General features: G+C 59.6%; 24 protein-coding genes and 1 riboswitch. Of the genes, 3 read left to right on the forward strand and 21 right to left on the reverse strand.

The genetic code is table 11. From position 1 onward, the window contains the following. Positions 1-26 precede the first annotated feature (26 nt). Entirely contained in the window at positions 27-1,937 is a 1,911-nt protein-coding gene (locus EKD03_RS01650; protein WP_129626639.1) for a PhoX family protein, read from the forward strand. A 327-nt stretch (positions 1,938-2,264) separates the two neighbouring features. Here the strand turns inward: EKD03_RS01650 and EKD03_RS01655 are convergent, their stop codons facing one another. The 16 genes from EKD03_RS01655 to EKD03_RS01730 form a co-directional block, all read right to left on the reverse strand. Continuing rightward, the gene (locus EKD03_RS01655) at positions 2,265-3,044 is read right to left on the reverse strand and encodes an ABC transporter ATP-binding protein (RefSeq protein ID WP_129626641.1); all 780 of its coding nucleotides are present in this window, start codon (positions 3,042-3,044) and stop codon (positions 2,265-2,267) included. Then, entirely contained in the window at positions 3,041-4,045 is a 1,005-nt protein-coding gene (locus EKD03_RS01660; protein WP_238613306.1) for a FecCD family ABC transporter permease, read from the reverse strand. The genes EKD03_RS01655 and EKD03_RS01660 overlap by 4 nt, the downstream gene beginning before the upstream one ends. Beyond that, entirely contained in the window at positions 4,045-5,055 is a 1,011-nt protein-coding gene (locus tag EKD03_RS01665; RefSeq protein WP_129626643.1) for an ABC transporter substrate-binding protein, read from the reverse strand. Before EKD03_RS01665 ends, EKD03_RS01660 begins: the two co-directional genes overlap by 1 nt. Before the next feature lie 132 nt (positions 5,056-5,187). Further along, a riboswitch (cobalamin riboswitch) is annotated at positions 5,188-5,336 on the reverse strand. A gap of 468 nt (positions 5,337-5,804) precedes the next feature. After that, on the reverse strand, positions 5,805-6,212 hold the full coding sequence (locus tag EKD03_RS01670; protein WP_129626645.1) for a hypothetical protein: 408 nt from the start codon (positions 6,210-6,212) through the stop codon (positions 5,805-5,807). Positions 6,213-6,593: 381 nt separating this feature from the next. Continuing rightward, positions 6,594-7,280 (reverse strand): tRNA (guanine(46)-N(7))-methyltransferase TrmB, encoded by a 687-nt coding sequence (gene trmB / locus EKD03_RS01675; protein ID WP_129626647.1) that lies wholly within the window; start codon positions 7,278-7,280, stop codon positions 6,594-6,596. 184 nt (positions 7,281-7,464) lie between these two features. After that, a complete protein-coding gene (locus tag EKD03_RS01680; protein ID WP_129626649.1) occupies positions 7,465-8,322 on the reverse strand; it encodes a sulfurtransferase in 858 nt (285 codons plus the stop codon). 18 nt (positions 8,323-8,340) lie between these two features. Then, positions 8,341-8,652 carry a non-heme iron oxygenase ferredoxin subunit gene (locus EKD03_RS01685; protein ID WP_238613309.1) on the reverse strand — a complete coding sequence of 104 codons (312 nt, stop codon included), beginning with the start codon at positions 8,650-8,652 and terminating at the stop codon, positions 8,341-8,343. Between the two features lie 287 nt (positions 8,653-8,939). Further along, positions 8,940-10,355, reverse strand: coding sequence for a Fe-S cluster assembly protein SufB (gene sufB, locus EKD03_RS01690; protein ID WP_129626651.1), 1,416 nt, complete (start codon positions 10,353-10,355; stop codon positions 8,940-8,942). 2 nt (positions 10,356-10,357) lie between these two features. After that, positions 10,358-10,759, reverse strand: coding sequence for a Fe-S cluster assembly sulfur transfer protein SufU (gene sufU, locus EKD03_RS01695; RefSeq protein ID WP_129626653.1), 402 nt, complete (start codon positions 10,757-10,759; stop codon positions 10,358-10,360). Between the two features lie 35 nt (positions 10,760-10,794). Further along, positions 10,795-12,033 (reverse strand): cysteine desulfurase, encoded by a 1,239-nt coding sequence (locus tag EKD03_RS01700; protein WP_129626655.1) that lies wholly within the window; start codon positions 12,031-12,033, stop codon positions 10,795-10,797. Positions 12,034-12,063: 30 nt separating this feature from the next. Continuing rightward, positions 12,064-13,272, reverse strand: a complete 1,209-nt coding sequence (gene sufD / locus EKD03_RS01705) for a Fe-S cluster assembly protein SufD (protein WP_129626658.1) — start codon at positions 13,270-13,272, stop codon at positions 12,064-12,066. 14 nt (positions 13,273-13,286) lie between these two features. Continuing rightward, positions 13,287-14,066 carry a Fe-S cluster assembly ATPase SufC gene (sufC, locus tag EKD03_RS01710; RefSeq protein WP_129626660.1) on the reverse strand — a complete coding sequence of 260 codons (780 nt, stop codon included), beginning with the start codon at positions 14,064-14,066 and terminating at the stop codon, positions 13,287-13,289. Between the two features lie 24 nt (positions 14,067-14,090). Beyond that, positions 14,091-14,762 carry a helix-turn-helix transcriptional regulator gene (locus EKD03_RS01715; protein WP_129626662.1) on the reverse strand — a complete coding sequence of 224 codons (672 nt, stop codon included), beginning with the start codon at positions 14,760-14,762 and terminating at the stop codon, positions 14,091-14,093. 86 nt (positions 14,763-14,848) lie between these two features. After that, complete coding sequence (locus tag EKD03_RS01720; RefSeq protein ID WP_238613315.1) at positions 14,849-16,075, reverse strand: AAA family ATPase; 1,227 nt, start codon at positions 16,073-16,075, stop codon at positions 14,849-14,851. Between the two features lie 85 nt (positions 16,076-16,160). Next, on the reverse strand, positions 16,161-16,994 hold the full coding sequence (locus EKD03_RS01725) for a B-box zinc finger protein (protein WP_129626664.1): 834 nt from the start codon (positions 16,992-16,994) through the stop codon (positions 16,161-16,163). Positions 16,995-17,168: 174 nt separating this feature from the next. Then, positions 17,169-18,329, reverse strand: coding sequence for a M23 family metallopeptidase (locus tag EKD03_RS01730; RefSeq protein ID WP_129626666.1), 1,161 nt, complete (start codon positions 18,327-18,329; stop codon positions 17,169-17,171). A gap of 139 nt (positions 18,330-18,468) precedes the next feature. Here EKD03_RS01730 and EKD03_RS01735 point away from each other — a divergent pair, with 139 nt between their 5' ends. Further along, positions 18,469-19,059 carry a hypothetical protein gene (locus tag EKD03_RS01735; RefSeq protein ID WP_129626668.1) on the forward strand — a complete coding sequence of 197 codons (591 nt, stop codon included), beginning with the start codon at positions 18,469-18,471 and terminating at the stop codon, positions 19,057-19,059. A gap of 135 nt (positions 19,060-19,194) precedes the next feature. Then, complete coding sequence (locus tag EKD03_RS01740) at positions 19,195-19,944, forward strand: FHA domain-containing protein (RefSeq protein WP_161569157.1); 750 nt, start codon at positions 19,195-19,197, stop codon at positions 19,942-19,944. Positions 19,945-20,202: 258 nt separating this feature from the next. Here the strand turns inward: EKD03_RS01740 and EKD03_RS01745 are convergent, their stop codons facing one another. The 5 genes from EKD03_RS01745 to EKD03_RS01765 all read right to left on the reverse strand — a co-directional run bounded on the left by EKD03_RS01745 (position 20,203) and on the right by EKD03_RS01765 (position 25,748). After that, a complete protein-coding gene (locus EKD03_RS01745) occupies positions 20,203-21,021 on the reverse strand; it encodes a hypothetical protein (RefSeq protein ID WP_129626672.1) in 819 nt (272 codons plus the stop codon). Positions 21,022-21,053: 32 nt separating this feature from the next. Next, positions 21,054-22,640: a (Fe-S)-binding protein gene (locus tag EKD03_RS01750; RefSeq protein WP_238613317.1), complete on the reverse strand. Its 1,587-nt coding sequence runs from the start codon at positions 22,638-22,640 to the stop codon at positions 21,054-21,056. Positions 22,641-22,884: 244 nt separating this feature from the next. Continuing rightward, positions 22,885-24,219 carry a phosphoribosylamine--glycine ligase gene (locus EKD03_RS01755; RefSeq protein WP_129626674.1) on the reverse strand — a complete coding sequence of 445 codons (1,335 nt, stop codon included), beginning with the start codon at positions 24,217-24,219 and terminating at the stop codon, positions 22,885-22,887. Beyond that, positions 24,216-25,073, reverse strand: a complete 858-nt coding sequence (locus tag EKD03_RS01760) for a bifunctional 5,10-methylenetetrahydrofolate dehydrogenase/5,10-methenyltetrahydrofolate cyclohydrolase (protein WP_129626676.1) — start codon at positions 25,071-25,073, stop codon at positions 24,216-24,218. Before EKD03_RS01760 ends, EKD03_RS01755 begins: the two co-directional genes overlap by 4 nt. A 36-nt stretch (positions 25,074-25,109) precedes the next feature. Continuing rightward, positions 25,110-25,748 (reverse strand): cyclodeaminase/cyclohydrolase family protein, encoded by a 639-nt coding sequence (locus tag EKD03_RS01765; RefSeq protein ID WP_129626678.1) that lies wholly within the window; start codon positions 25,746-25,748, stop codon positions 25,110-25,112. Between the last annotated feature and the right edge of the window lie 30 nt (positions 25,749-25,778).

Genomic DNA, 25,778 nt, shown 5'->3' on the forward strand with positions numbered 1-25,778 from the left:
TTCTGAAGTGTAAGGAGCTACTGGTTATGTCTCAGCAACATGAGAACAAGACTCTCTCTCTGGGCGAAACGATTGAGGAGATCATGAATCGGCGGATGAGCCGCCGTGATCTGCTCAAGGGCGCAGTAGGTGTCACCTCGGCGGCCATGTTGGGTGCGCTAGGCTTGCGGGCGACGAATGCGGCAGCCGCCCCCACTCCGGCGCTACGCTTCGCGTCTGTTACACCAACTGCACCGACCTTCGATGATGTGGTTGTGCCGGAGGGCTACTATGCGCGAACCCTCATTCGTTGGGGTGAGCCATTGACCACCAGCGCTCCTACGCATAATGTCTGGGAGCAGACGCCGCAGGCGCAGGCGGAACAATTTGGCTACAACTGCGACTTTGTGGGTTTCCTGCCCCTGCCCTTTGGTTCAAATGTTTCGGATCATGGTCTGCTCTTCGTCAGCCACGAGTACACCAACCCTGAGTTGATGTTCCCCAACTACGACTTTAACGCACCCACCCGCAACCAGGTGGATATCGAACTTGCAGCGCATGGTGTCTCGGTTGTTGAGGTGCGACGCGCCTATGACGGTACCTGGAACTATGTGCGGAACTCACAGTATAATCGCCGCATCACCGGCGAGACCCCCATTCGGATCAGTGGGCCTGTGGCTGGTCACGAGTGGCTGAAGACCAGTGAAGATCCGACGGGGACGCTGGTGCGCGGGACGCTCAACAATTGTGCGGGTGGCAAGACCCCCTGGGGGACGGTGCTGACCGCCGAAGAGAACTTCCATCAGTACTTCGGCAATCTCAGCAAGTTGAGCAGCAGCGACCCGCGTGTGGCGGTGCATAAGCGCTATGGCGTTCCGGCTGAGACGACCGAGTTGCACTGGGAAGCGTTCCACGCCCGCTTTGATGTCTCCCAGGAACCCAACGAGGTCTTCCGCTTTGGCTGGATGGTTGAAATTGATCCCTACGATCCGACATTTACGCCGGTGAAGCGCACCGCGCTGGGGCGTTTCCGCCACGAGGCGGCAACGATTGGGATCGCCAAGAATGGCCAGGTGGTGGCCTATAGTGGCGATGACCAGCAGTTTGAGTATGTCTACAAGTTCATCACCAAGGGCACCTACAACGCCAAGGATCGCAAGGCCAACTTTGGCATCCTTGACGAAGGTACGCTCTATGTCGCGAAATTCAATGATGATGGGAGCGGCGTTTGGATGCCGTTGGTCTATGGTCAGGGGCCATTAACGGCAGCCAACGGCTTTACCTCGCAGGCGGATGTGCTGATCAACACGCGCAAGGCAGCCGATCTTCTGGGTGCAACGAAGATGGATCGCCCGGAGGACATCGAGCCAAATCCGGTGAACAAGAAGATCTACATCGCGCTGACGAACAACAGCGCCCGTGGCACCGAGGGTAAGCCAGGGGTGGATGCAGCCAACCCACGCGCCAAGAACCGCACGGGTCAAGTGATCGAACTGACCGAAGCCGGGGATGACTATGCCAGCCTGACCTTCAAGTGGGAACTGTTGCTCCTGTGTGGCCTGCCCAGCGATGAGAGTACCTACTTTGCCGGGTACGACAAGAGCAAGGTCAGCCCCATCGCCTGCCCCGATAATGTCATGTTCGACAACGCGGGCAACCTTTGGATCGCAACCGATGGTGCGGCCAATGGGATCAAGTACAACGATGGGCTCTTTGTGGTGCCGGTAAGTGGGAAAGAGCGCGGCCATGTGCAGCAGTTCTTCTCCAGCGTGGCAGGTTCGGAGGTGTGTGGGCCAGAGTTGACCCCCGACAACCGCACGGTCTTCCTGGCTATTCAGCACCCTGGCGAGGGTGGCACCTTTGAAAGCCCGGTCAGCACATGGCCGGATCGGGTCGGTCTCCCGCGCCCCAGCGTACTGACCATCCAGGCGTTTGATAGCCGGGTGATCGGGAGTTAGTAGGGGCGAAGCATCGCATCCCCAACATGATTGGGGTTTCCCCGGTCATCTGGCGGGCGATGCTTCGCCCCTACGGGATGACGGGGCATGGCGGGGGCATGTAGGGGCGAAGCATCGCATCCCCAACATGATTGGGGTTTCCCCGGTCATCTGGCGGGCGATGCTTCGCCCCTACGGGGGATGACGGGGCATGGCGGGGGCATGTAGGGGCGAAGCATCGCATCCCCAACATGATTGGGGTTTCCCCGGTCATCTGGCGGGCGATGCTTCGCCCCTACGGGATGACGGGGCATGGCGGGGTAGCCGTTGGCGGGCGATGCTTCGCCCCTATTCCTCCACCAGACTCACCAACGGCGAGCCATCCAAGGGATGCCGACACACCACCACCGGCACCTCGTAGGTCGCGCTAATCAACTCGGCAGTTAGCACCTCGTTGGGGGTACCCACGGCCAGCACGCGCCCGTGCGCAAGGAGCGCCATGCGGTCGGCGACGCCAGCGGCTTGGTTGAGATCGTGCAGCGTGATCACCACCGAGAGGCCGTCGTCGTGGGCGAGGCGGCGGGCCAGGCCGAGGATGGCAGATTGGTATTTGAGATCGAGCGCAGCGGTTGGCTCGTCGAGCAGCAGGATACGCGGCTGTTGGGCCAGTGCGCGCGCCAAAATAACGCGGCGTTGCTCGCCGCCGGAGAGCTCGGTCACTTGGCGTTCGCGTAGCGGGATGAGGCCGGTACGTTCAAGTGCGGCCTGCACTACTTGATGATCATCTGTGTTGAGGGGGAGGAGCCAACCCCGATGCGGGGCGCGACCCAGCCCCACAAACTGCTCGACCGTCAACGGCCACATCTCGGCGCCTTGGGGGGCCAGCGCCAAGCGCCGCGCCAACGGGCGTGGGCGCATATGCCAGACATCCTCACCTTCCAGCGTCACCGTCCCGGCGAGCGGGCGAAGCAGCCGCGAAAGCGCCCGCAGCAGCGTCGTCTTCCCGGCACCGTTGGGGCCAATCAGCGCCAAGACCTCGCCGGGGCGCACATGCAGGCCCACCCCATCGAGGACGGGGCGCCCGGAGAGTGCACAACGCAGCCCCTCAGCAGCAAGCATATCACTCATCGCTGGCCACCCCAACCCAACATCCAGAGGAAGAAGGGGCCACCCAGGAGGGCGGTGAGGACACCCACCGGCAGTTCAATTGGAGCCAGAGCGGTACGGGCGATGCTATCGGCTAGTACGAGCAGGAGCGCACCTACCAAGGCACTGGCGGGCAGCAAGCGCGCATGGCTAGAGCCGCAGAAGAGCCGTGCAATATGCGGCGCGGCGAGGCCAATAAAGCCGATCAGGCCACCCGCTGCGACCGCCGCCGCTGTGGTGAGGCTGGCCGCCGCGACTACCGCTGCGCGCGCTGCATTGAGCGGCAAACCCAGGCTACGCGCCGACTCCTCACCACCGGTGAGCGCATCGAGCGGGCGCGCAAAGAACCACAGGCCAATCAGACCGAGGATGAGTGGCGGGCCACTCATCAGCAACTGGGGCCAGCTACGCCCAGAGAGACCACCGAGCAACCAGCTAAAGATCTCGTGCATATCACGATCACTCATCAGCATGAGCAACGAGACAATCGCGGAGAGGATCGTACTCAACGCCGCCCCCGCAAGCAACAAGGCAGTCGCCGAACTAGCCCCACTGGCGATAGTGATCCCATACACCAGCAGCACCGCCAACATGGCCCCGGCAAAAGCAGCGAAGGGCACCCCCACCCCACCAATTCTCCCGATGATCGCCAGCGTGGCCCCCAAGGAGGCTCCGCCAGACGCCCCGATCACAAACGGGTCGGCCAGAGGCGTGCGGAACATCCCCTGGAACGCCGCACCCGCCCCGGCCAACCCGGCCCCGACCAGCGCCGCCAACAGCACCCGCGCCAAACGCAGATCCCATACAATCGTGACCGCAGTGGGGCGCGTCTCCGGGCTATTGGGGGCCAAAAGCGCCTGCGAGACCTCTTCGGGCGATAACCAGACTGCGCCCACACCCAGGCTGAGGATACCAACGAGGATGAGGATCAAGATCAGCAGTGGTGCCCAGACAATTGGGCGCAGGCGCAGTCGGCTCATCATCAGAATTGCTCCGGGTAGAGGATTTTAGCCAGTGACTCAAGCACATCTACCAAGCGTGGCCCAGCCCGCGAGGCCATATCGCCATCGAGCAGGTAGATACGCTTGTTCTGCACCGCGTTGATGCGCTCCCAACCGGGACGCAACGCCAACTGTTCAGGTGTCAGTTTATCACCGTGTGAGTCGGGGCCGACGATAGCATCGGGGTTACGATCCACAATCGCCTCGGCGCTGACCACCGGGTACTCCTCGCTCGTATCAGCGAAGATGTTGGTTGCCCCGACCAGCGTAATCATCTGGCCAATAAAGGTATTGGGGCCAGCCGAAAGCAGCGGCTCATCAAAGACCTCGTAGAAGATTGACGGACGCTGCTCGACAGGAATCGTAGCGACCGTAGCCTCAACCGCCGCCACCCGCGCCTGCATGTCGGCCACGACAGCCTCGGCCTCAGCGCTATGACCAGTAGCAAGGCCAACTTGGATGATATTGGCATAGACATCCTCAAACGACTTCGGCTCAAAAATGATCGTCGGGATGCCCATAGGAGCCAGCGCCTCGGCGACACTCGCCTGGGCGGTACTACCACCGATCACGAGGTCAGGATTGAGCGCCACCAGCGACTCGATGCTGATCGTCTTGGCCGAAAAGCCACCAATCTCCGGGAGCGCATCGGCCTCAGGTGGATAGTTACAGTACTGGGTATCACCAACCACCTGGGAGCCAGCACCCACCGCAAAGAGGATCTCGGTAATCGAGGGGGCGAGCGAGACAATCCGCTGCCCCGGCGCGGCCAGGGTAATCTCGCGCCCCAGCGCATCGGTGATCTGGATCGCCCCATTGGTCGCTTCAACAACCAGCGTCGCCGTCGGCTCAGGAGCAGGAACCGCAGCAGCGGGAGTCGTCGCCGCAGCGGTAGGAACAACAGCAGTAGAAACCGCCGTAGGGGCGCTAGAACAAGCGGCCAGTACCAGCACGATCAGAACAAGGGTAAAGCTATGGAAGAGACGCAACATCGAAACAACTCCTCAACAGATACAACACAAAAACCCCAACCTGACAGGCTGGGGCGACAAACACTCACGAACTGGACGTACACACGATCAAAACGTGTACGGCATGTTTGTCCTCCTTAGCGCGAGAAGGCAGAAACGATCAACAACGAGGCAGGCTTCCTGGCTTCTGACCTGATTATCGGTCAGTCACAGTTGCGGCACAGCGCTGGACTCACACCAGCTTCCACCTTTACGCCCTAGCATCCGGGCTGTTACGGGTCACCTCGTCGGTATCAACTTGGATAAGGTACCTTGAGACGCTCCAGTATACCATATCTTCGCGTCACCCCACTTATCAGGGGGTATGCAACGATACTTCCGGTGGGGGTTTGGGGGCGGCTTCGCCGCATAGGCATTCGGTTAAACCCGAAGGTAGCACCGGCTTCCAGTCGGTCGGTGGCGCATCGTAATCGGCGAGAAGCCGGTGCTACCTTCGGGCGTGCGTAGGGGCGCGTCGCGACGCGCCCCCCGGCGCGATGATCGGGCTACCGCACCGCTTGGGAATGCCATGGGGCGCGTCGTGACGCGCCCCTACGCGGTATTCCTTAACCGAACGCCTATGCGGCTTCGCCGCCCCCGAAAATCTTTTTTGTTGTTTTTTGGCGGCTACGCCGCCAAAAAACAACAAAAATTGGGGTTTGGGGCGCAGCCCCGTGGAAGGCACAAACACGGGGCGAGCATCACGCTCGCCCCGTATCCTATCATAGCACCTACAGACGCTCCATCGAACCATCAGGGAGCCAACGAATACGTACCCCCCCAACGTCCGTCCACGGCTCTTCCGCAATCTCGTCCTCATCTTCGGGAACAAGTACCGGGCCAGATCCACGCGCCCAGAGCATCAATTCGTCTATCGTATACCAGCCGGACTGATAACGCAGCTGATCGGTCGGGTTCAACCAGAAACGGATCTTACCATCCATCCACTGCCAGCGCTCCAACGAACGCCACTCCTTACCCTGATCCGTCAGCGTGACCTTCAAATCCTCTAGCATCCGCAGCAACTCGGGGAGGGAATGCCGATTGCTATAGCGCAGTTCCAGCAACCGCTGGTTGATTGCATCTCGCAGACGCTCCAGATCCGCAACACTCATGCCCTCGATGTCAATCTCGGTCACGATGAGTCCTTTCTGTGGATATCGGTCAGCCATGCGCGTATGCGCAAAACCCTGGATGCAAATCGTCGTTGATGGCTGTTCCGCCTCGATACCCAACCCAGAGCGGAGAACGCGGGTGACACTCGGCCTGTACTGCGGTGTACGGGCTGGCCAAGGGTTTGTCGCCCATATCTATGATACATCACTTTTGTTACAACAACCTACGACCTCTAGTGGGGGTTCGGGGGCGGCTGTGCCGCCCCCGAAAATCTTTTTTGTTGTGTGTTGGCGGCTACGCCGCCAACACACAACAAAAATTAGGGTTGGGGCGTAGCCCCAAGGGCTTTGCCCATGCCCTGTACGCAGGACTATAGATAATACGCAAAAAGTGGAGCTTTTGGTTCACCCAGAAGAAGGAATCCGCTCAACTTCGGCGCGCACAATCGGGCGACCCCGCGCCTCCCAGCGCCGCTGGTAGTGCGAGGCGAGCAGGTCACGCCGGATGGCCGCCTGTTCTTCCACTGCCCGCAGCCGCAACCCAGGGTACCCCGCCAATAGGCGCAGGAACTCGGTGTACAAGTCGGGCTGATCGGTCATGAAACTGAGGCTCCCCATGGGGGCGAGGGTGCGCTGCATGTGTTCGAGCAGCGCGGGGGCCACCAGACGCTGTTTGCGCTGGCGGGTGCGCAGAAGTGGGGCGGGGAAGTGGACATAGGCCGCATCGAGGCTGGCATCCGCGATGCGCCCGTAGGCCAAGAGCATATCGCTCTGCAAGAACTTGACGTTGCTGAGGCCGCGCTGCGCCGCGATCTCTACCGCACGGTAGAGCGGCTTGAGCGCAATATCTACCCCCAGGTAGTTGTGCTCAGGCTGCGCTGCCGCCAGCGCACACACCAACTCACCGGTAGCGCAGCCAATGTCTACCTCAAATGGGCGATCATTGCCAAAGAGGGCGGCAGAACAGAGAAGCGGGAATAGCTCCGGGGCGGCGTAGACTTCGCGCCCCGGCCAGATCATCAGATACTGCGCGGCAATTTCGGCACTCGGTGGCAAAACCTGAAGCCGCGCAGGGTAACGCCCACGGCCCATACAGCAACCTCAACCATACCTACTATTTATACTTGGGGTAAACGGATTGCCCACTTATGATCGGAGCCTTTTTTGACGCAAAGGCGCGAAGACGCAAAGGTTGTGATTGGTCATGGTGTTGAACACTTTGCGCCTTTGCGTCTTTGCCTCACAATCGGGAGTCTCGGTGAAGTGCTCAACCCTCTCACCGCTGGTACGGCTTGCTGATTGGCAAGCCCACCCCATTCCCCCACTCGGTCCAACTGCCATCATAGTTACGCACCCGTGGGTAGCCCAACAAGTAGGTCAGCAGGAACCAGGTGTGCGAGGAGCGTTCACCAATCCGGCAGTAGGTGATCACGTCCTTGTCGGGTGTGACGCCCTGGGTGCCATAGAGCGCGGCCAGTTCATCAGCACTCTTGAAGGTGCCATCGTCACATATCGCCATAGACCACGGAATATTCACGGCAGTTGGAATATGCCCACCGCGCAGCGTCCCCTCCTGGGGGTACTCAAGCATGTGGGTGCGCTCGCCGGTATACTCCTGGGGGCTACGCACATCCACCAACGCCACGCCCTCATGGCGAATATGCTGGAAGACCTGATCACGGAAGGCGCGAATGGCCGCATCGTCACGGGTTGGGGCGGGGTACTCGGTTGGTTCAAAGCTCGGCACCACCCGGCTCAGATCGCGCTTTTCGGCGATCCACTTAGCGCGCCCACCATTCATGATGCGCACATCCTGATGGCCAAAGAGCTTCATCACCCAGAAGGCATACGTCGCCCACCAGTTGTGCTTGTCGCCATACAGCACCACGGTCGTCTGCGGGGTGATCGCCTTGCGCGCCATCAACCCAGCAAAACGCTCGGCATCCAGGTAGTCACGGATCACCGGGTCATTCAGATCTTCCACCCAGTCAATCTTGAGCGCAGTGGGAATATGCCCAAGGTCATAGAGCAGAATATCTTCATCGCTCTCCAACAAGCGCACCTGGGGATCGTGCATGTGCGCGGCAACCCAATCGGTCTCGACCAGCACTTCGGGATGGGTGTAGGTAGCCATCAGAACCTCTCTTCCCAATCAGACCTCAATCAGCACCCCATCGTCCTCCACCCACACTCGATAGGTGGCAACCGGCTTGAAGGCCGGTAGAGTACGCGCTTGGCCACTGCGCAGATCGAAGATCGCGCTATGCGCTGGGCAAGCCACACAATGGGTATCGGTATCGAGTTCACCCTGGCTCAACGAGGCTTGGCCATGCGAGCACGTGTCATCAATCGCGTAGAGATCCGTACCAACCCGAAAGACCGCCACAAACTTACCGTTGACAACGAAACGATTCGCACCATTCTCTGGCACATCGGCCAGATTGGCGATCCGCATTGCGGGCATGGATACCTCCTTCTACACGCCGTCGGCTTCGACAGGCTCAGCTTCGACAGGCTCAGCTTCGACAGGCTCAGCTACCGCCAACGGCTCCCCAATGCCGCAGCCCGCGCTGGCTGAGCTTGTCGAAACCAGCGCGAGAACGAGAGGCATATTCATAGGCATTCGGTTAAGCATCCTCTTGCGCCCCGGTTTTTGACCGCAGAGGACGCAGAGGTACGCAGAGGGATGGGTTTCGCGATACCTACGGTTCTTCCTCTGCGTCCTCTGTGTCCTCTGCGGTTGAAGAATCCCTACCCGACCGAACCTTCCATCTCCATCTGGATCAGGCGGTTCAGTTCGACCGCATACTCCATCGGCAGCTCGCGGGTGAAGGGTTCCATAAAGCCCAACACGATCATCGAGAGTGCATCGGCCTCCGGCAAACCACGGCTCATCAGGTAGAAGAGTTGCTCCGCCCCGATGCGCCCGACGGTGGCCTCGTGGGCCAATGTGCAGCGATCCTCCTCAATCTCGATGAAGGGAATCGTGTCTGAGGCCGAACGCTCATCCAGGATCAGCGCGTCACAATTGACATTGACCTTCGCCCCATACGCACCCGCCGCCACCTTGGCCAAGCCCCGGTAGGTGGTCTTACCACCATCCTTACTCACCGACTTATTGGTGATCCGGCTGGTCGTCTCTGGTGCCACATGCACCATCTTGGCCCCGGCATCCTGATGCTGGCCCTTACCCGCGTAGGCCACCGAGAGCACCTCACCGCGCGCCTTACGCCCCATCAGATAGACCGAGGGGTACTTCATGGTCAACTTCGAGCCGATGTTGCCATCCACCCACTCCATGCTCGCCTCTTCGAGCGCCACCGCCCGCTTGGTGACGAGGTTGTAGATGTTGTTGGCCCAATTCTGGATCGTCGTATAGCGGAACTTGCCGCCCTTCTTGATCATGATCTCGACAACTGCCGAGTGGAGTGAGTTGGTCGAGTAGACCGGCGCGGTACAGCCCTCGATATAGTGCGCCTCGGCCCCCTCCTCAATGATGATCAGGGTGCGCTCAAACTGGCCCATACTCTCCGCATTGATGCGGAAATAGGCTTGCAGCGGAATATCAACCTTCACCCCAGCCGGCACATACACAAACGAGCCACCCGACCAGACGGCGGTATTGAGCGCGGCATATTTGTTATCCGCCGAGGGGATGATGGTACCGAAATACTGCTTGAACAGCTCCGGGTACTCCTTGAGCGCCGTATCGGTATCAAGGAAGATCACGCCCAACTTCTGCCACTCTTCGCGGAGCGAGTGGTATACCACTTCGCTTTCATACTGCGCACCCACGCCAGCCAAAAACTTGCGCTCGGCTTCAGGGATACCCAGGCGCTCAAAGGTGTTCTTGATCTCCGCCGGAACGGCATCCCAATCGCTCTGCGGGCGCTCACCGGCACGCACAAAGTAGTGGATACTGTCATAGTCAAGATCAGCCAACTCAGGGTTGCCCCACATCCCGGCCAGCGGAACCGGCTTCTGGTTGAAGATCTCCAGCGCCTTGAGCCGCCGCTGGAGCATCCACTCCGGCTCGCCCTTCATCCCCGAAAGCTCGCGCACCACCTTCTCGCTCAGCCCCTTGGGGGCTTTGAAGAGGTAGTTTTCCTCCTGACGAAAGCCGTACTTGGAGTAATCAAATTGCAGATTGTTTGGCTCAGCGGCCATATCTACTCCTCCTCATCATCGTCGTGAATATGGCCCACGCCATAGAGGCCCGCCTTGAGCGCCTTCAGCGACAGTAATGCACACTTGAGACGCACCGGGTTCTTCGCTAGAGGAATGCCGATCAATTCCAGCAGATCCTCTTTGCGATACACCTTGGCATCCTCCACCTTCATCCCGCGCAGTTCGTCGGTGAGTAACGAGGCACTCGCCTGGCTGATCGCACACCCGCGCCCACTAAAGCGCACATCGGTGATCACTCCGTCGGTGATCTGCAAATCCATCCGCACCCGATCCCCACACAAGGGGTTGAACTCCTCGCGTGAGACCGAAGGCTCCTCCAATGTCCCGAAGTTGTGCGGGTGCTTGGAGTGTTCGAGGATCTGCTCACGGTACATGTCGTCCATATACGACCTATCACAAATGGGGCAATCCCCATGTATTACTGAAACAGCTTACGCGCCTTCTCCAACCCCGCCGCCAGCCGGTCTACCTCCTCGGCTGTGTTGTAGATGTAGAAACTGGCGCGCGTGGTGGCCGGAACATCATAGAAGCGGTGCAGCGGCTGGGTGCAGTGGTGCCCGGCGCGCACCGCCACCCCCTCGCCATCCAGGATCGCGGCCACATCATGCGGATGCACCCCCTCCAGGGTGAAACTGAGCGCCGCGCCACGCTGCTCGGTCGTGTGCGGGCCGATGATGTGCAACCCCTCCACGCTGGCTAAACGATCCAGTGCGTGGCCGAGCAACTCCTGCTCGTGCTGGAAGATCGAATCCATGCCGATCCCAGCCAAGAAATCGCACGCTTCACCCAACGCAATCGCCTCACCAATTGCGGGCGTTCCAGCCTCAAAACGCGCCGGAACCCCCGCGTAGGTGCTCGATTCCAGGTCAACCACCTCGATCATCGAGCCACCACCCAGGAAGGGCGGCATCGCTTCGAGGATCTCACGCCGCGCCCACAGCACCCCAATCCCGGTTGGGCCACACATCTTATGGCCACTAAAGGCCAGAAAATCGCAACCCAGCGCCCGCACATCCACCGGCATATGCGGCACACTCTGCGCTCCGTCAATCAGGATCTTGGCCCCCACGGCATGCGCCCGCTCGGCCAATAGCGCCACCGGGTTGATCGTCCCCAGCACATTCGACTGCTGCGTGACTGCAAGCAACTTGACTCCCGGCGTCAGTTTCTGCTCCAGATCATCCAGGCACAAACGCCCCTCGGCATCAATGCCGATATAGTCGAGCGTGGCTCCGGTGCGCTGGGCCAACATCTGCCAGGGCACGATATTGGAGTGGTGCTCCATCATCGTGAGCAGGATGCGATCCCCAGCGCGAATATTCGCCCCACCCCAGGCATAGGCCACCAGATTGATCGCCTCGGTCGTGTTGCGGGTGAAGATCACCTCGCGCTTACTGGAGGCACCAATAAAACGGGCCACTTTGCCCCGCGCTCGCTCGTAGGCAAACGTTGCCTCCTCGCTGAGCTTATACACGCCTCGGTGTACGTTGGCGTTGTAGCGGCGGTAATAATCATCCAGCGCCTCGATCACACAGCGTGGCTTCTGCGATGAAGCCCCGCTGTCGAGGAAGGCCAGTGGCTTACCGTTCACCTGCTGCTGCAAGATCGGAAACTCGCGGCGCAGGGCGAGCACGTCAAAGGTGGAGAGTGTGGCCATAATACTGTACTATTCAGCAGGCAAAATAGATTAGATCTTGCCCTCAATAATCCCTGCCAACTCGTCGCGCAGATCCTCAACCGGAATGCGGTTCAGGGCCGGCTCGAAGAAGCCCATCACGATCATGTGCTTGGCATCATCACGCTTAATGCCACGCGCCTGCATATAGAAGAGCTGCATATCGTCCAGATCGCCACTGGTCGAAGCATGGCCACCCTTCAGCACATCGTTGGTATCAATCTTCAGCCCAGGGATCGAGTCATTACGCGCATCAGGACTCAGGTGCAGCGCATGCTCCTCAAGCCGGGTGCTGGTCGCCTTCGACTCATGCTCGATCTTGATCATGCCATCAAAGACGCTATAGCCGGAGTCATTCACCACCGTCTTAAACTGCATAAAGCTCTCGGCATTGTGGCCGACATGGCGCAACCAGGGCGCGATGACCAGATTCTGCGTACCATTGGCAAAGGTCGCACCCAGCCAATTGACCTGTGAGCCGTTACCTTCTAGGCGCGTCTCGGCCTCGATATGCTGCACCTGGCCCCCCAGCGCCACCGAGGTCCATTCGGCGTTGGCATCGCGGCCCAAAATGAGCTTCTGGCCACCAATATGGTAGACCCCCGCGCCCCAATGTTGCACACTGGCAAAGCGCAGGCTACTCCCCGGTCCAGCGAAGATCTCGGTGATCGGCCCGGCCAACGCCGGTTCGGCATGGTCGTGGGAAATGAACTCCTCGATCAGCGTGACGCTGGCCTGCTCTTCGAGGATAACCAAGGTGCGCGGGAAGATCGCCTGCTTGCTATCGGCCAGGGTATAGCAAACCCGCAGCGGGCGTTCAATTGCCACACCCTTTGGCACATACAAGAAGGCTCCATCCTGCCACAACGCAGCACGCAGTGCACTAAACTTATGCTCCAACGCCAGCACCGCCTGATCCATCTTGGACTGAATCAGATCGCTATGGGTCTTGAGCGCGGCGGCCATGGTGGTAAAGATCACCCCCGCCGGGGCGAGCTCGGCATCCCACTGGATGGCGGTGCCCTGCGGTACTGCCGCTGGCACCAGCACCTCTGGGTCAAGCTCACGCAGATTAGTCCGCCGCCACTCCGGCGGGATTGACTGGAGAAAGTAGTTCCATGCGTCACGGCGGCGCTCCGCCAGCCACGCTGGCTCACCAGCCGCCGCCGAGCGGGCCACAATCTCTTCGGCGGTCATGTCTTTGAGGGTAAGAGTTGTCATGGATTGCTCACCACCTACGCTGCACCGGCCAACTCCTCACGGAGCCAGTCGTAACCCTTCTCCTCCAGCTCCAGCGCCAACTCCGGGCCACCCTCGCGCACAATCCGCCCCTCCATCATCACCGACACAAACTGCGGCTTGATGTAGTTGAGCAGGCGCTGGTAGTGGGTTATCACCAATGCACCCATCTGCGGGCCAGAGAGACGGTTGACACCGTTGGCCACAATGCGCAGCGCGTCAATATCGAGGCCCGAATCGGTCTCATCCATGATCGCCATAGTCGGGGCGAGCAGCGTCATCTGAAGGATCTCCAGGCGCTTCTTCTCACCACCACTGAAACCCTCGTTCAGGTAGCGGCGCGCAAAACCTTCGTCCATCTCCAAGGTGGCCATGCCCTCACGCAGCAGCTTGCGGAACTGCGCCACCGGAATTGAGGTATCCTTGGGGTCCTTACCCTCCTCGGCGCGGTGCGCATTCAGCGCCGCCCGCAGGAAGTTGGCCACCGTTACCCCCGGCACCGAGACCGGGTACTGGAAGGCGAGGAAGAGGCCCAGTTTGCTGCGCTCATCCACATCCAGTTCCAGCACATTCTGGCCCTTGTACCAGATCTCACCGCCGGTCACTTCATACCCCGGATGACCGGCAATAATATGCGCCAGGGTGCTCTTGCCACTCCCGTTCGGCCCCATGATGGCGTGTACCGTACCATGCTGGATCGTCAAGTTCACACCCTTGAGGATCTCCTTATTATCGATCTTGGCCTGAAGATCCCGGATCACTAGATCGTTGCTCATGTGCTCCTCATCAAACAAATTGGCTCAACCCTCAAGCGGGATAATCACCCGCTTCTCAGGCATCTCCGTCGCTGGCTCACGCACGGTAAAGCTACAACTATGGGCACCCTCGCGGATACGGTTCTGGACATCCAGCTTCTCGCCGAGGACATACTCGATCATTTGGCGCTCCATTGCGCAGACTTGGGGATGGAGGTGGGCGACATCGTAGTAGGGGCAGGCGAAGAGATTAATCCCATCGCCATCGGGGGCCACCTCAGCCGGAACGCCACGCTGTTCCAGCAGACGGCGCAGCTCGGCGAGGCGCTGCGTTACATCAGTGCCCGCCATACGGTCGGCATACTCACTCGCCAAGCGCTGGCTCACCCGCGCCAGGATCTCGTCGAGCTTATCGGCCCCTTCAAGGGCGATTAGCTCGCGCAGCAAGAGCGAGATCAGCCGATCATACTGCTTGGGAAAGAGGCTCTGCGCCTTCTCACTCAAACAGTAGATGAGCCGTGGACGCCCCGGCCCACGCCGCTCGGCGCGCGCAACCACGAGGCCATCCGCTTGAAGGTGGAGCAGATGCTCGCGCACCGCCGTATCGCTCACGTCGAGACAAGCCGCGAAATCCTTCACGGTGCCTTCGCCGTGGCGCTGGAGGTATTCGATGATCTTGCCCGCCCCACTCTCCGGGGCATACCCCATGTTGGACATCCGCAGCCTCCTCTAGAACTATGATGCAGTCTAGCAGGGCTACGGGATATTGTCAATAAACAAGGGAAAAACCGTGTTTATTCGCTTTAGCGCCCCTCGTGGCGCTTGGGTGGGGTAATGCGCGGCCCGCGTGCGCCCCCGAATGGCCCCGCCGAGGCTGAACTCTCGGCGGCATTGCCACGCTCACTCGACAAGCTGACGCTGGGTGGCTGGGGGCCATCAGTCGCCCCGACCGCAAAACGACCCACCTCGGCGGCACGCAACTCTTCGGCCTGACGCAACAACTCTGGCGCTTGCTCAAAGTAGAATTCGAGCGCCTGACCATGCACATCCACCCCACTGTAGGCCACGAGTACCCGGCTACCGCTCGGTATCCCCCCCGAAGCGAGCAGATCGGCGAGTGGCGCATCCACATCCTTGAGCAGGCGCTGGCGTAGCGGGCGCGCCCCGAAGCGTGGGTCGAAGCCCTTATCGAGCAAATACTCCTTCGCCTCAAGGGTTACATCCACCTGGATGCCCTGGCGTAGATACTGCTCGTTACTCTCTAGCAGCATATGATCGAGTACCTGGCGCAGCACATCACTGGAGAGTGGGCGGAAGGCGACGATCTCGTCAAGACGGTTGATCCATTCGGGCTGAAACACCTTTTGCAGCGACTCAAAGCCGATCTGGTAGATCTGTTGCCCCGTCGCCTCAACATCCTGATGCGGGGTGCGAAAACCAATCGTGCGCCGGTCGAGAAAATCAACCATCTCCTTCGCACCCACATTGGTCGTAAAGATCACAATACTATTCTGGAAACTGACCCGCCGCCCGCCATTAAGCAGCAGAATCTCGCCATCCTCCATAATCTGGAGCATCAGGTTCCACAATTCGGGCTGGCCCTTCTCGATCTCGTCGAAGAGCACCACACTATTCTCTTGCTCAATAATGTCTGGGTTGAGCAGCGGCTTCTGATCACGCCCAACATACGATGGCGGCGCACCCACCAACGCGCTCACCTCGTGGCCCTGGCTAAAGAGTGAACAATCAATTTTGAGAAATGCCTCACCATCAGGGCGCACCAACTGAGCCAGGGATCGCGCTGTAGCCGTCTTCCCCACCCCAGTCGGCCCAAGAAAGAGCAAGGTCGCCCGTGGACGACGCGGATTGCCCGCTGAAAAGCCGAAGCGTGCCCGATTTAGCACCCGGATCACACTCTCAATGGCACGCTCCTGACCAAAGATCTGCTCGCGTAGCCGCCCCTCGACCACATCAAGCGGGTTCTGATCGCCACGCCGTGCAAGTGACATCCCGTAGATACTATTGGTCATCGCCCTGCCCCTTTAGATTACTCTCTACCTACTCCCAACCAATGCATACAACAAACGTTATGCTTGCCTCTTTTTGAAGCGGAGCCTAGCGTAAGCGCGTAACCGCCGTGGCCAATGCAGCAATGGTGAAGATGAGGAGTGCAATATTGAAAAAGAAGGCGACGACTGGCAGTGCCCCTAGGCCATAACAGACCCCGACCATGATCTGCATACTACGTCCACGCTTACGATTGAGTCGCTCCAGTAGCCGTACCAGCAATTCACCTGCCGACGGCCCCAGGATGAATGCGAGGATGATACTGAAAAAGCCGATCAGGGCCAAACCAAACCCAGCGACAATACTCATCAGGAAGGCGAAGAAGAATGTCACCGCACCATTGATCAGCAGATCGCTCGCCCCCACCTGATAGTTCACCGGACGGCGCGCCCGCGCACATTCCGGGCAGAGCTGGCCCACCGCTGCCGGGCGCACACAATCGGCACAGATCGGGCGATCACAACTCGTGCAGCGCAGCCCCGTCTCGCGGTTAGGGTGGTTGACACAGACATCAAGAATCGGCCCCACGTCACTCGGCAGCGCCAACAGTGCGCTAGGCGCACTTGGCTCCGGCTCATTCCCGCCAATCCCCGTGGGAGCCAGCACCTCACCGGCAGCTAAACGCGCCTCAACTTGGTTCAATGCCACCCGCACCTCATGATGGAGCGGATCAATACTCAACGCCCGCAGCAAGTAGTCGCGCTTGTCGCGGTAGGCACGCACGGTTCCCGCCATGCCGATCAACGCCTCAACCGAATTCGGGTTCAATTCGAGCGCATGACGAAAACTCTGGCGCGCCGCATAGGTATCACCGGCCATCAGCGCTGCCCGCCCCTCCTGGACAAGGACAGGCGCATCACCGATTGTGGTACATTCTGCCATCAGAAGACACCTCCTCCAATGGCATTATACCCCGTAGCATGGTGTGGGGCAAAGGGATATTGCGGTAGCGACGCAATATCTTGCGTCGCCGTTGCGTCGCCGTAGGTAGAGACGCAATATCTTGCGTCGCCGTTGCGTCGCCGTAGGTAGAGACGCAATATCTTGCGTCTCTACCTACGGCATTGCCACCGTGATCGTGCGTATCGTCGTCCACGGCCCGGCGTTGCCCACCTGATCCAGGGGTTGTACGCGCACCACATAGGTACCCGGTGCAAGGGTTGGGGTTTTGACCAATGCCTCTTCGCTGAACCAGACATCCTCACCTTCGGGGTCGGTGCCCACATAAATGCGGTACCCGGCTAACCCGGAGTGAGCATCCTCAACGTCAGGCCAGACGACAATCGTTTGGCTACCCGCATTGAGTTGCAGATCGGGTTGGGCTTGCGGGCTGGTCGGCGGGGTTATATCGTAGCCTACCGGGCCATAACTCGCCACGGTCTGCTTCCCATCTGGCCCCCAGACGCGCACGTAGAGCGTGTGCATGCCCTCACCTACCATACTCAGGTCTGCGTAGCCATCAACATTCTGCGGGAACATGGGTGCATCGGCGCTCGGTTCCACATCCCACATCTGGCTGAGACCGCCACCGGCCCAATTGGTGGTAAAGGCGATCCGCTGATCCTGGTTGTACCAGGTGTTAGGCTGGGCATCGGTCAGAAAGGTGATTTCAGGTGGCTGAATCGCCATCGCCGTCATCACCGTGCCCTGATGCTGACTACAGCCACCAACTTCGGGCAGGACGTAGCCCTCGGCAAAACTGAGCGGCACCGACTTTTTGCCACTCCAGCCATCACGATTGGCGGTATAAGCGGTAAAATGGAGGTGGGGAATCCCCGGTGAACCACGGTCGCCCGCGTAGCCGAGAACTTCACCAGCCTGAAAGACCCGACCCGATTCGGTACTGACCGCACGGCTCAGGTGGGTATACATCGTAAAGAAGCGGTCGCCGTGGCTCAGAATGAGCGTCCCACTCCGGGCCTCCCAGTGCCAAATTTGGCCAGATGCCGCAGCACGGATCGGGGCATCATAGGTTGGGCCATTCACCTGGACAAGATCGAGCGAGTAGCGATCCCAGGCATTGTGGGTGCCACAGGCATAGCCCTGGATGATCTTCCATTCTTCGCCCGGCGGAGTAGGTAGAATGAGTTGTGGGGCAGCGGAAACTGATGTGGGAAGGGCCAGCGTACTGAAGGCGAACAGGGCCGTCAGCCAGAGGAGCAGTGAAGTAAAGTGTGTGCGACGAAGCTGGGGGGCGCGACTGCTCGCAAGAGTCATACGGAGACTCAGCAATACGTACCTCCTGGGGTAATAGGGAAGTCGATCAATCTGGGATCGACGCTGTGACGGTCAGGGTCAGCAGCGCGGTGAAGATACCATAGACTGACGATTTGGTCAAGTGACCTATAATCAAACTATGTCTATTCCATACCTCGATGATCTACGTTGTGGGCGAATTGGCAGCCTCAGCATCAGCGCCGAGGGCCAGTATGCGGTTGACGCCCCACCCTACGGGCCGATTCTCTCCGGCTCATTCAACCCGTTGCACGCCGGGCATCGTGGGATGTCCGCTGCCGCAGCGACGATCTGTGGTGCGCCAACGGCCTTCGAGTTGCCCCTGCGCAATGCCGACAAGGGCGAACTTCCCGGCGACGAAGTCATACGCCGGGCGCGCCAATTTCAGGGCTGGGCGACGCTCATCCTCTCCTGCGCACCCTTCTTCGCCCAGAAGGCGCGGCTCTACCCTGGGCGCACCCTCGTCCTCGGTTATGACACCGCCGCCCGCCTGCTTGATCCGGCATACTATGGAGGGGTATCGGGGCTGTGTGATGCACTCGATCAGATCCGCGCTGCCGGTTGCCGTCTGCTCGTCGCTGGTCGCCTCGTTCATGGCCGTTTCCACACCCTAGCCGACCTCAACCTGCCCAGTGAGTACGTCGATCTGGTGCGTGCCATTCCGGTGCAACAATTTCGGATGGATATTTCGTCAACTAAGTTACGAAGATAAGGGGGTTTTTCTCTGATGTTGGCGGCTTCGCCGCCAACATCAGAGAAAATAGCGGGTCTGGGGCGCAGACCCAACCGTGGGTTTGAAGGTGGCAGCCCCAAGAACGTTGCACATGCCAAAAAAGAGGAAAAACCGATGCTCGACCGCACAGCAATCGAAAAAGAGACCCAAGACACACGCAAACAGTTGGCCGCCATGGAGAAGGAGGTCAAACAACTGCGTGATTGGATGGCCAGCAATGAGCGTGCCCTAGCCGGGATGAATGAGACGCTGCGCCGCATCACCGAGGATGGTATCACCAAGGCACGGGCGGATCTCGCTGTACGTGAGGGCGATCTGCAACGTATGCGCGGCATTATTGCGCACAACGAGAAGATCCTGACCCGCATCAGCGATATTGCACGCAAACGCAAGGATATTGCCACCCTTGAACAGGAACAAGAGCGGCTGATTGTGCTACTCGAACGCCACCGCACCGAGCTACGCCAGCTTGAGCACGAGTATGAGGAGATGATCCGTCCGGCCAGTGCGCCAGCCGCCCTCGTGCCCTGCGAGGTTGTCTTGCCGAACAACTACCGCATCCCGCTCGATCCCGGCAAGGGCAGCTACATGATCGGCTGGTACGACGCCGCAGCCGGCACCGCCCCCGATATTGACCTGCATCCGGTCGGTGGCAGTGCGCAGGGTGTCAGCCGCCAACACGCCGTCATCCGCCTGATTGATGGCCAATGGGTGATTACCGACCTAGGCAGCACCAACGGCACCTTCCTCAACGACATGCGAATGTCGCCCAATAGCAGCACCGTCATCCAGGATCGCACCCGTATTCGGCTGGGGAATGTGATCATCTTTTTTCGCTACATCACCCAGACCACCCGGTTATAATTTGGGGCTACGCCCCACACCCACAGGGCATGTGCAAAGTCCTTGGGGCTGCGCCCCAAACCCCAATTTTTGTGGTGTTTTGGCGGCTTCGCCGCCAAAACACCACAAAAAAAGATCTTCGGGGGCAGCGCAGCCGCCCCCGAACCTCCACCGGAGGTGACTTTGCACATGCCCTGCCCACACCAGCACAACGCTCTTTTTTCGTGGGGGCCGCAGGCCCCCACGCTCCCGCTACGGCGGTATTCCTTAACCGAACCCCTACGCCACGGCACGGATCGAACTCCGTTTGGCCCCGTAGTAGAGCGCCACGATATTGAAGACCATGTGGAAGAGGTACGTAAAGGGGAAGAGCGTAAAGAGTGCCAAGCCCAGCGCGGCATGCACAAAGACAATGCCGTTAATCAGTTCCAGGCGGGCGAACAACTCAGTCCAGATGATCGAGAAGATCAGCAGACGCACCGCGAGGCGATCCCAGGTGATGCGGCCCTTGATCCGCACGCCCTTGGATGCCGCATCAATATCGGCCAAGACCGCCGAATTGCGCCGGGTGAGCAATGTATAGACGAGGTGCAGGTTGCCCACCACCGCAAAGCCTACCGCCACCCAGGTGACATTCACAAAGATCGGGGCGAAGCTGCCAAAGAGGAACTGCGAGGCCAGACTCTCGCCATTTCCAAAGACAATCGCCAACAGGTTGGACGGGGCGTAGTTGAAACTCTGGGCCGTATGGTGGGCAATATTGGGCACCGGCTGGCCCATGGCCATACGCACAAACAGGATCAGCGCTGAGAGGCTATAACCAGTCACCTCGGTGATGATGGCGATATGGTAGAGCATGTAGCCCCGGCTCCAGACCCGGTTGGCGGGCTTGTGGAAGCGCTGCACCGGGCCAGCAAGCACATCCGTGGCCCCCTTGAACAGCCCCAGATCGGCCATATGCACCGGGAAGGTCGCATTGCGGCCTCGCACGCTCCGATGGATCACCAACGCCTTGGCCCAACGGCCCATTCGCAACGCCAAGCCGCCAAAAAAGATGATCAACGCAATCGGGGCATAGATATTGAGAAAGGTCTCCATAGTCGCTCCTTCCTGCATCAGTTGTTGGGAAATCAGGCCACCACCGCATCCGGCACGCGGCGCTGAATGTTGGGGCAGAGTTCGATCTTGTCACCACGCTCGGCCCAGCGGGCATGCACCGCCTTAAACTCCTCAAGCTTCGCCACCGCATCGGGATGTGCCTTGAAGTAGCGCTTGACCACCTCATCGTTGTCGAGCCAGGTCAGGATCTGGGGCGCCACCGAACTCTGGAGGAACTGAACGACCTTGCCCGATGAGCTATGCGAGCGCAGGAACTCCTCGTTACGGCCCCGCAATTGCTTGGGCGTGCGCAAGCGATCAAGCTGGCCCGTGCGCTCCAGCGCATGGCGCACCGCCTCATACACCACCTCAAACATCATGATCGCGGTGCGCTCACCTTCAGCCTGCTTGCCGAGGTTGTAGGTCTTACACACATCATCTAGGGTCAGCATACAGACCACGCAAGGAGTAGTGACATAGTCGGCTTCAGTGTTCTTGATCTGGTTGGCCTTAAAGACCGAGACTTGACGCCGCACCGGGGCATTCTCTGGTAGACGCAAACCACCGGCTCCGCCGTTACAGCAGTAGTTGTACTCGCGGTTGGGCGTCATCTCGATGAAGTTGGTGGTACATGCATGCAGCAACTCGCGCATCAGATCACCCTGGCCCGCCAGACGGGTGGAGTGGCAAGGGTCGTGCAGGGTAATGCTCTTATCGGTCTTATCAATCGGCAAGACCCCCTTCTCAATCGCTTCGAGCAACACTGCATCAAAGAGTACCACCGGGAACTTGAAGGGCCGCCCCAGGATCTCTTGGGCCTCAAAGAAGAGCGAGCGCGTATCGCAGCCACACTCAGCCACCATCACCTGTTTGACACCGAGGCGCTCGGCTTCGTTCTCCCAATCCTCCAGAATCTTGCGCGCTAACTCATGATGCACCACAATATGATCGGCCTCGGTGCCGGTCTCGGCAATCTGCGAGGAGACGGTGTAGTCCACATTGGCCGCATTGAGCAGTTCCATCACCTGGGTCGCATAATCGGGGATGCGCGTATTGGCCGCCGACGGACAGACAAAGAGCGTCTCGGCACCCTGAATATCAACCGGGAGTTCAATATCTTGATGGCAGAGGAAGAGGCTATAACGCACCAGCACATGCGGGATCGTCAGACCAAAACTATGGTTGACCGTCTCAAGATTTTTAATAATCGAATTGAGAGTTGCATTTTCCTGGCTCAAACCTGAATCGGTGTAAGCAGAGCGGGCCATGCGCACCAAGCTACGGGTACTCAGGCCCGCCGGGCACGAGAGAGTACAACGACCACACGCAGTACAGTGCCAAAACGAGGCCATATGCTCGCGCAGATCATCAGTTGTGGGGGTAGGAATAAGACCGAGCGAACCAGCAATCTTGCCCTCTAAGGTCATATAACGGCGGTAGATGTCGCGTACAAAATTGGTTTTATAGGTTGGATGGAGCTTCTCTTCGCCGGTTCCCAGATACCACGCACACGCATCACCACAGCGCTTGCAATCCATACACGCTTCAAGATTCACCACATCTTCGGCAGTCATGTGGGCTTCAAGCGATGCGACGAAACGCTCCATCGTTGCATCCATGCCGTTCCTCCTCTGTTGAGCATACCCCTTAGGGGTATGTAATTGATATACAGATATTATAAGTATGAGATCTCATATATGTCAATGTTGCATAAAAAAGTACAAAAAAAGCCCATTTTACTGGACATGCAACCCCAATTACGGGTGTAGCATCCCAATAAAATGGACACCAAGCGGGCTAGTCTGGCTATCCAACAACCAAAATAATAGGTAGCGGCAAGGATCGAAGCGAAAGAGCGAACCGTCACCGAAACTCGTGGCTCCCCACATCATCGCGATAGATGCGACCGGGGAAACTGATTCGCTCGGCGTTGAGCAACACCCGCCCGCGTGCGCCATTCAGGGTTGCCCCCAGGCCCACCACCGTCACCACATGCCCGCCGGTCATGGTGGTATCGGGCACCGCCGTGCCACCCCCCATGAGCAAGTTGTTGAACATTCCCGTCCCCGTGCGGGCTACTGGGGTATAACGCAGCGCCGCCGGGTTATGGGTCTGGTTGTGGAAGACGAGCACCCCCTCGTCTATATCGGTCAGACCACGAATGGCCCCACCGACCCCAAAGTGGTTGGGGTAGCCCTGAGCCACCAGCGCGATCCCCACGCTGGCCTCGTCGCGCCAGTGAAGGGGGGGGATCTGGTGCAGTTTGCGGTTAATCGCGGCCTCGATTATTGGCACCAGATCGTCTTTGAGGCGCGGCAGCACCACCTGGGCCTCCATGTCACGCAGGCTACAGCGGAGCGTCGTAATCCGTGGCCCCTGATCGGTGATGATGCAGTCTACCCCCAAGACACCCCAGTAGGGCAAGTTCTCTTGACTCAGCGCGGCCACAATCGGGCGGATGAGATGGGTGTGCATGTGGGTACCGAGGCGTTGGGCATAGCTGGAGTTGCCGGTGATCGCGCCCATTCCCGGTGCCCAGGTGCTCTCTGGGGTTGCATCCAGACGATCATAGATGCGTACCGGCAGTAAGGGCAAGGCGGTGCTACCGTCTATGATCGCCGAGAAGCTGACGCTAATTCCACTCAGGTACTCTTCAATGACCACCCCATGGCTACTACTCTCGATTGGGCGGTTAATGAAGAGGGTACGTAAGCCCTCCAACGCCGCGTAGCGATCATGGTACACCCCGCCGCCACCCGCCGGGTGATCCGCCTTAAGCACCACCGGCAAATTCTGGCTGGCCAAGTACTTTTCGGCGTTCGAGAGGCTAGTGAAGGTGCGCCCGCGTGCGGTGGGCAGGCCGTAGCGTTGTAGAAATTCCTTGGCGTAACAGCGGCTCCATTCGAGCCGCGTGCCACGTTGCGAAGCACCAAAGACCCCCATGTGCATAGAGACGACTTCGTCTACCATGCCGATCCACAGACTACCGCTCTCGGCAGGGACGATCATGTCGATCTGTTCGCTAAAGGCCCAGCGCGCCACTTCGGACGGCTGGCTCAGATCCAGGTCTACTTGGGGAGCCAGCAGACCGGCCCCGCCATTCCCCGGCGCACAGAAGATTTCGGCGTTGGGGCTGGAGAAGAGTTTCCAGACCAGCGCGTGGGTTCGACCGTCACTGCCAAGAACGAGTATTTTCATAGGTGGTGTAGGGTATGTGCTGCGGCAACCAAGTTGCGCATCAGCATGACATTGGTCATTGGGCCGGTGCCGCCCGGTACCGGAGTGATCGCCCCGGCAACTTCAGCACTCGCGGCAAAATCCACATCGCCCACCAAACTCCCGTCGGCCCCCACATTGGTGCCGAAGTCCACCACGACTGCGCCGGGGCGGAGCATATCCGCCGTGACCAAGCCGGGGCGCCCGGCGGCCACACAGACGATCTCGCATTCGCGCAGCACCGCGCCAAGGTCGGGGGTGCGCGAGTGGCAGACGGTGACGGTCGCATCGGCTTGGATGAGCAATTGGGCCATGGGCCGCCCCACAATTGCCGAGCGTCCCACCACAGCGGCGCGCTTCCCACGCAACTCGATCTGATAGTGGCGCAGCAACTCCATCCCCCCGGCGGGCGTGTTAGCCACCAGGGCATCGCGGCCCTGCGCCAGTAACCCGGCATTGATCGGGTGAACCCCGTCAACATCTTTGCGGTGGTCAATCTGCATGATCGCCGCGTTGGCATTCAGAGGGGCCGGAAGCGGGAGCTGGAGCAAGATCCCATCTACTTCGTGATCCGCATTGAGCGCGGTGATGTGTGCCTCTAGCTCGGCCTGTGTCGTTTCGGGTGCCAGGGCAATCAGGCGGAACCCCGCGCCCAGCGTTGCGCACAACTTCTCGATACTGCGTACATACCGAGTTGATGCAGCATCACCCAGCACCTGCACCACCGCCAAGCCAGGGGCGCGACCAAGTGCGGTACTCAGATTGGCGATCTCGGTCTGGGTGGCGGTGCGCAGTTCTTGGGCTAGCGCACGGCCATCAAGGATCGTGGCAGTCATACGTACAATCTCATCTCCACAAATGGGCCGTAGCCCTTACTGATTGATTCGCTGGCGAACAATCGCCAAAATCCCCTCGGCCTCTTCGCCCAACCCGACGCTCAGATCTTCAAGCTGGGCGCGGGTTTCGCGCACAAAGATCGTATCCTCAAGCCCGGCGAGATTGATCTCCACATTGAGGATAGCGCTCTGCACGGTGGCACGGGCGAGGAGTGCCGCCACCCCCACATCACTCACGATCAGGCGGGCGCAACGGTTGGAGAGCGAGGTGCAGAGTGGGATGATCGCCGCTGCTGCCTGGGCGATGCGCAGTGGAACATCCGCCGCACTACGGGTCACCTGCTGGATAGCCGCTTTGCGGGTCGCCGCATCGGCATCGGTGGTGCGCGGCAGCTTGTAGGCTGCCGAAAGCCGCCCAAAGACCTCGATATCGGCCTGGGCTAAGTCCTGAAGTTCCCGGCGTAATGCTTCGGAACGATCATGGATGCCACGAACTTCGTCTTCGATCTCGGCGAATTGCTTCTTGCCAATGGTGAGCGAACAGACCATACTGACCAGACCAGCCGCCATTGCGCCACTGGTTCCGGCGACACTCCCTCCACCAGGTGTGGGTGCGCTCGATGCTAAGGCATCCAGGAAGGTTGCAATACTCTGTTCGTTGAGGTTCTCTGTCATGGTACTCAGTTCCTCTTCTGCTGCCGAACG

The organism is Candidatus Oscillochloris fontis, assembly GCF_004138135.1.
GTDB lineage: Bacteria > Chloroflexota > Chloroflexia > Chloroflexales > Chloroflexaceae > Oscillochloris > Oscillochloris fontis.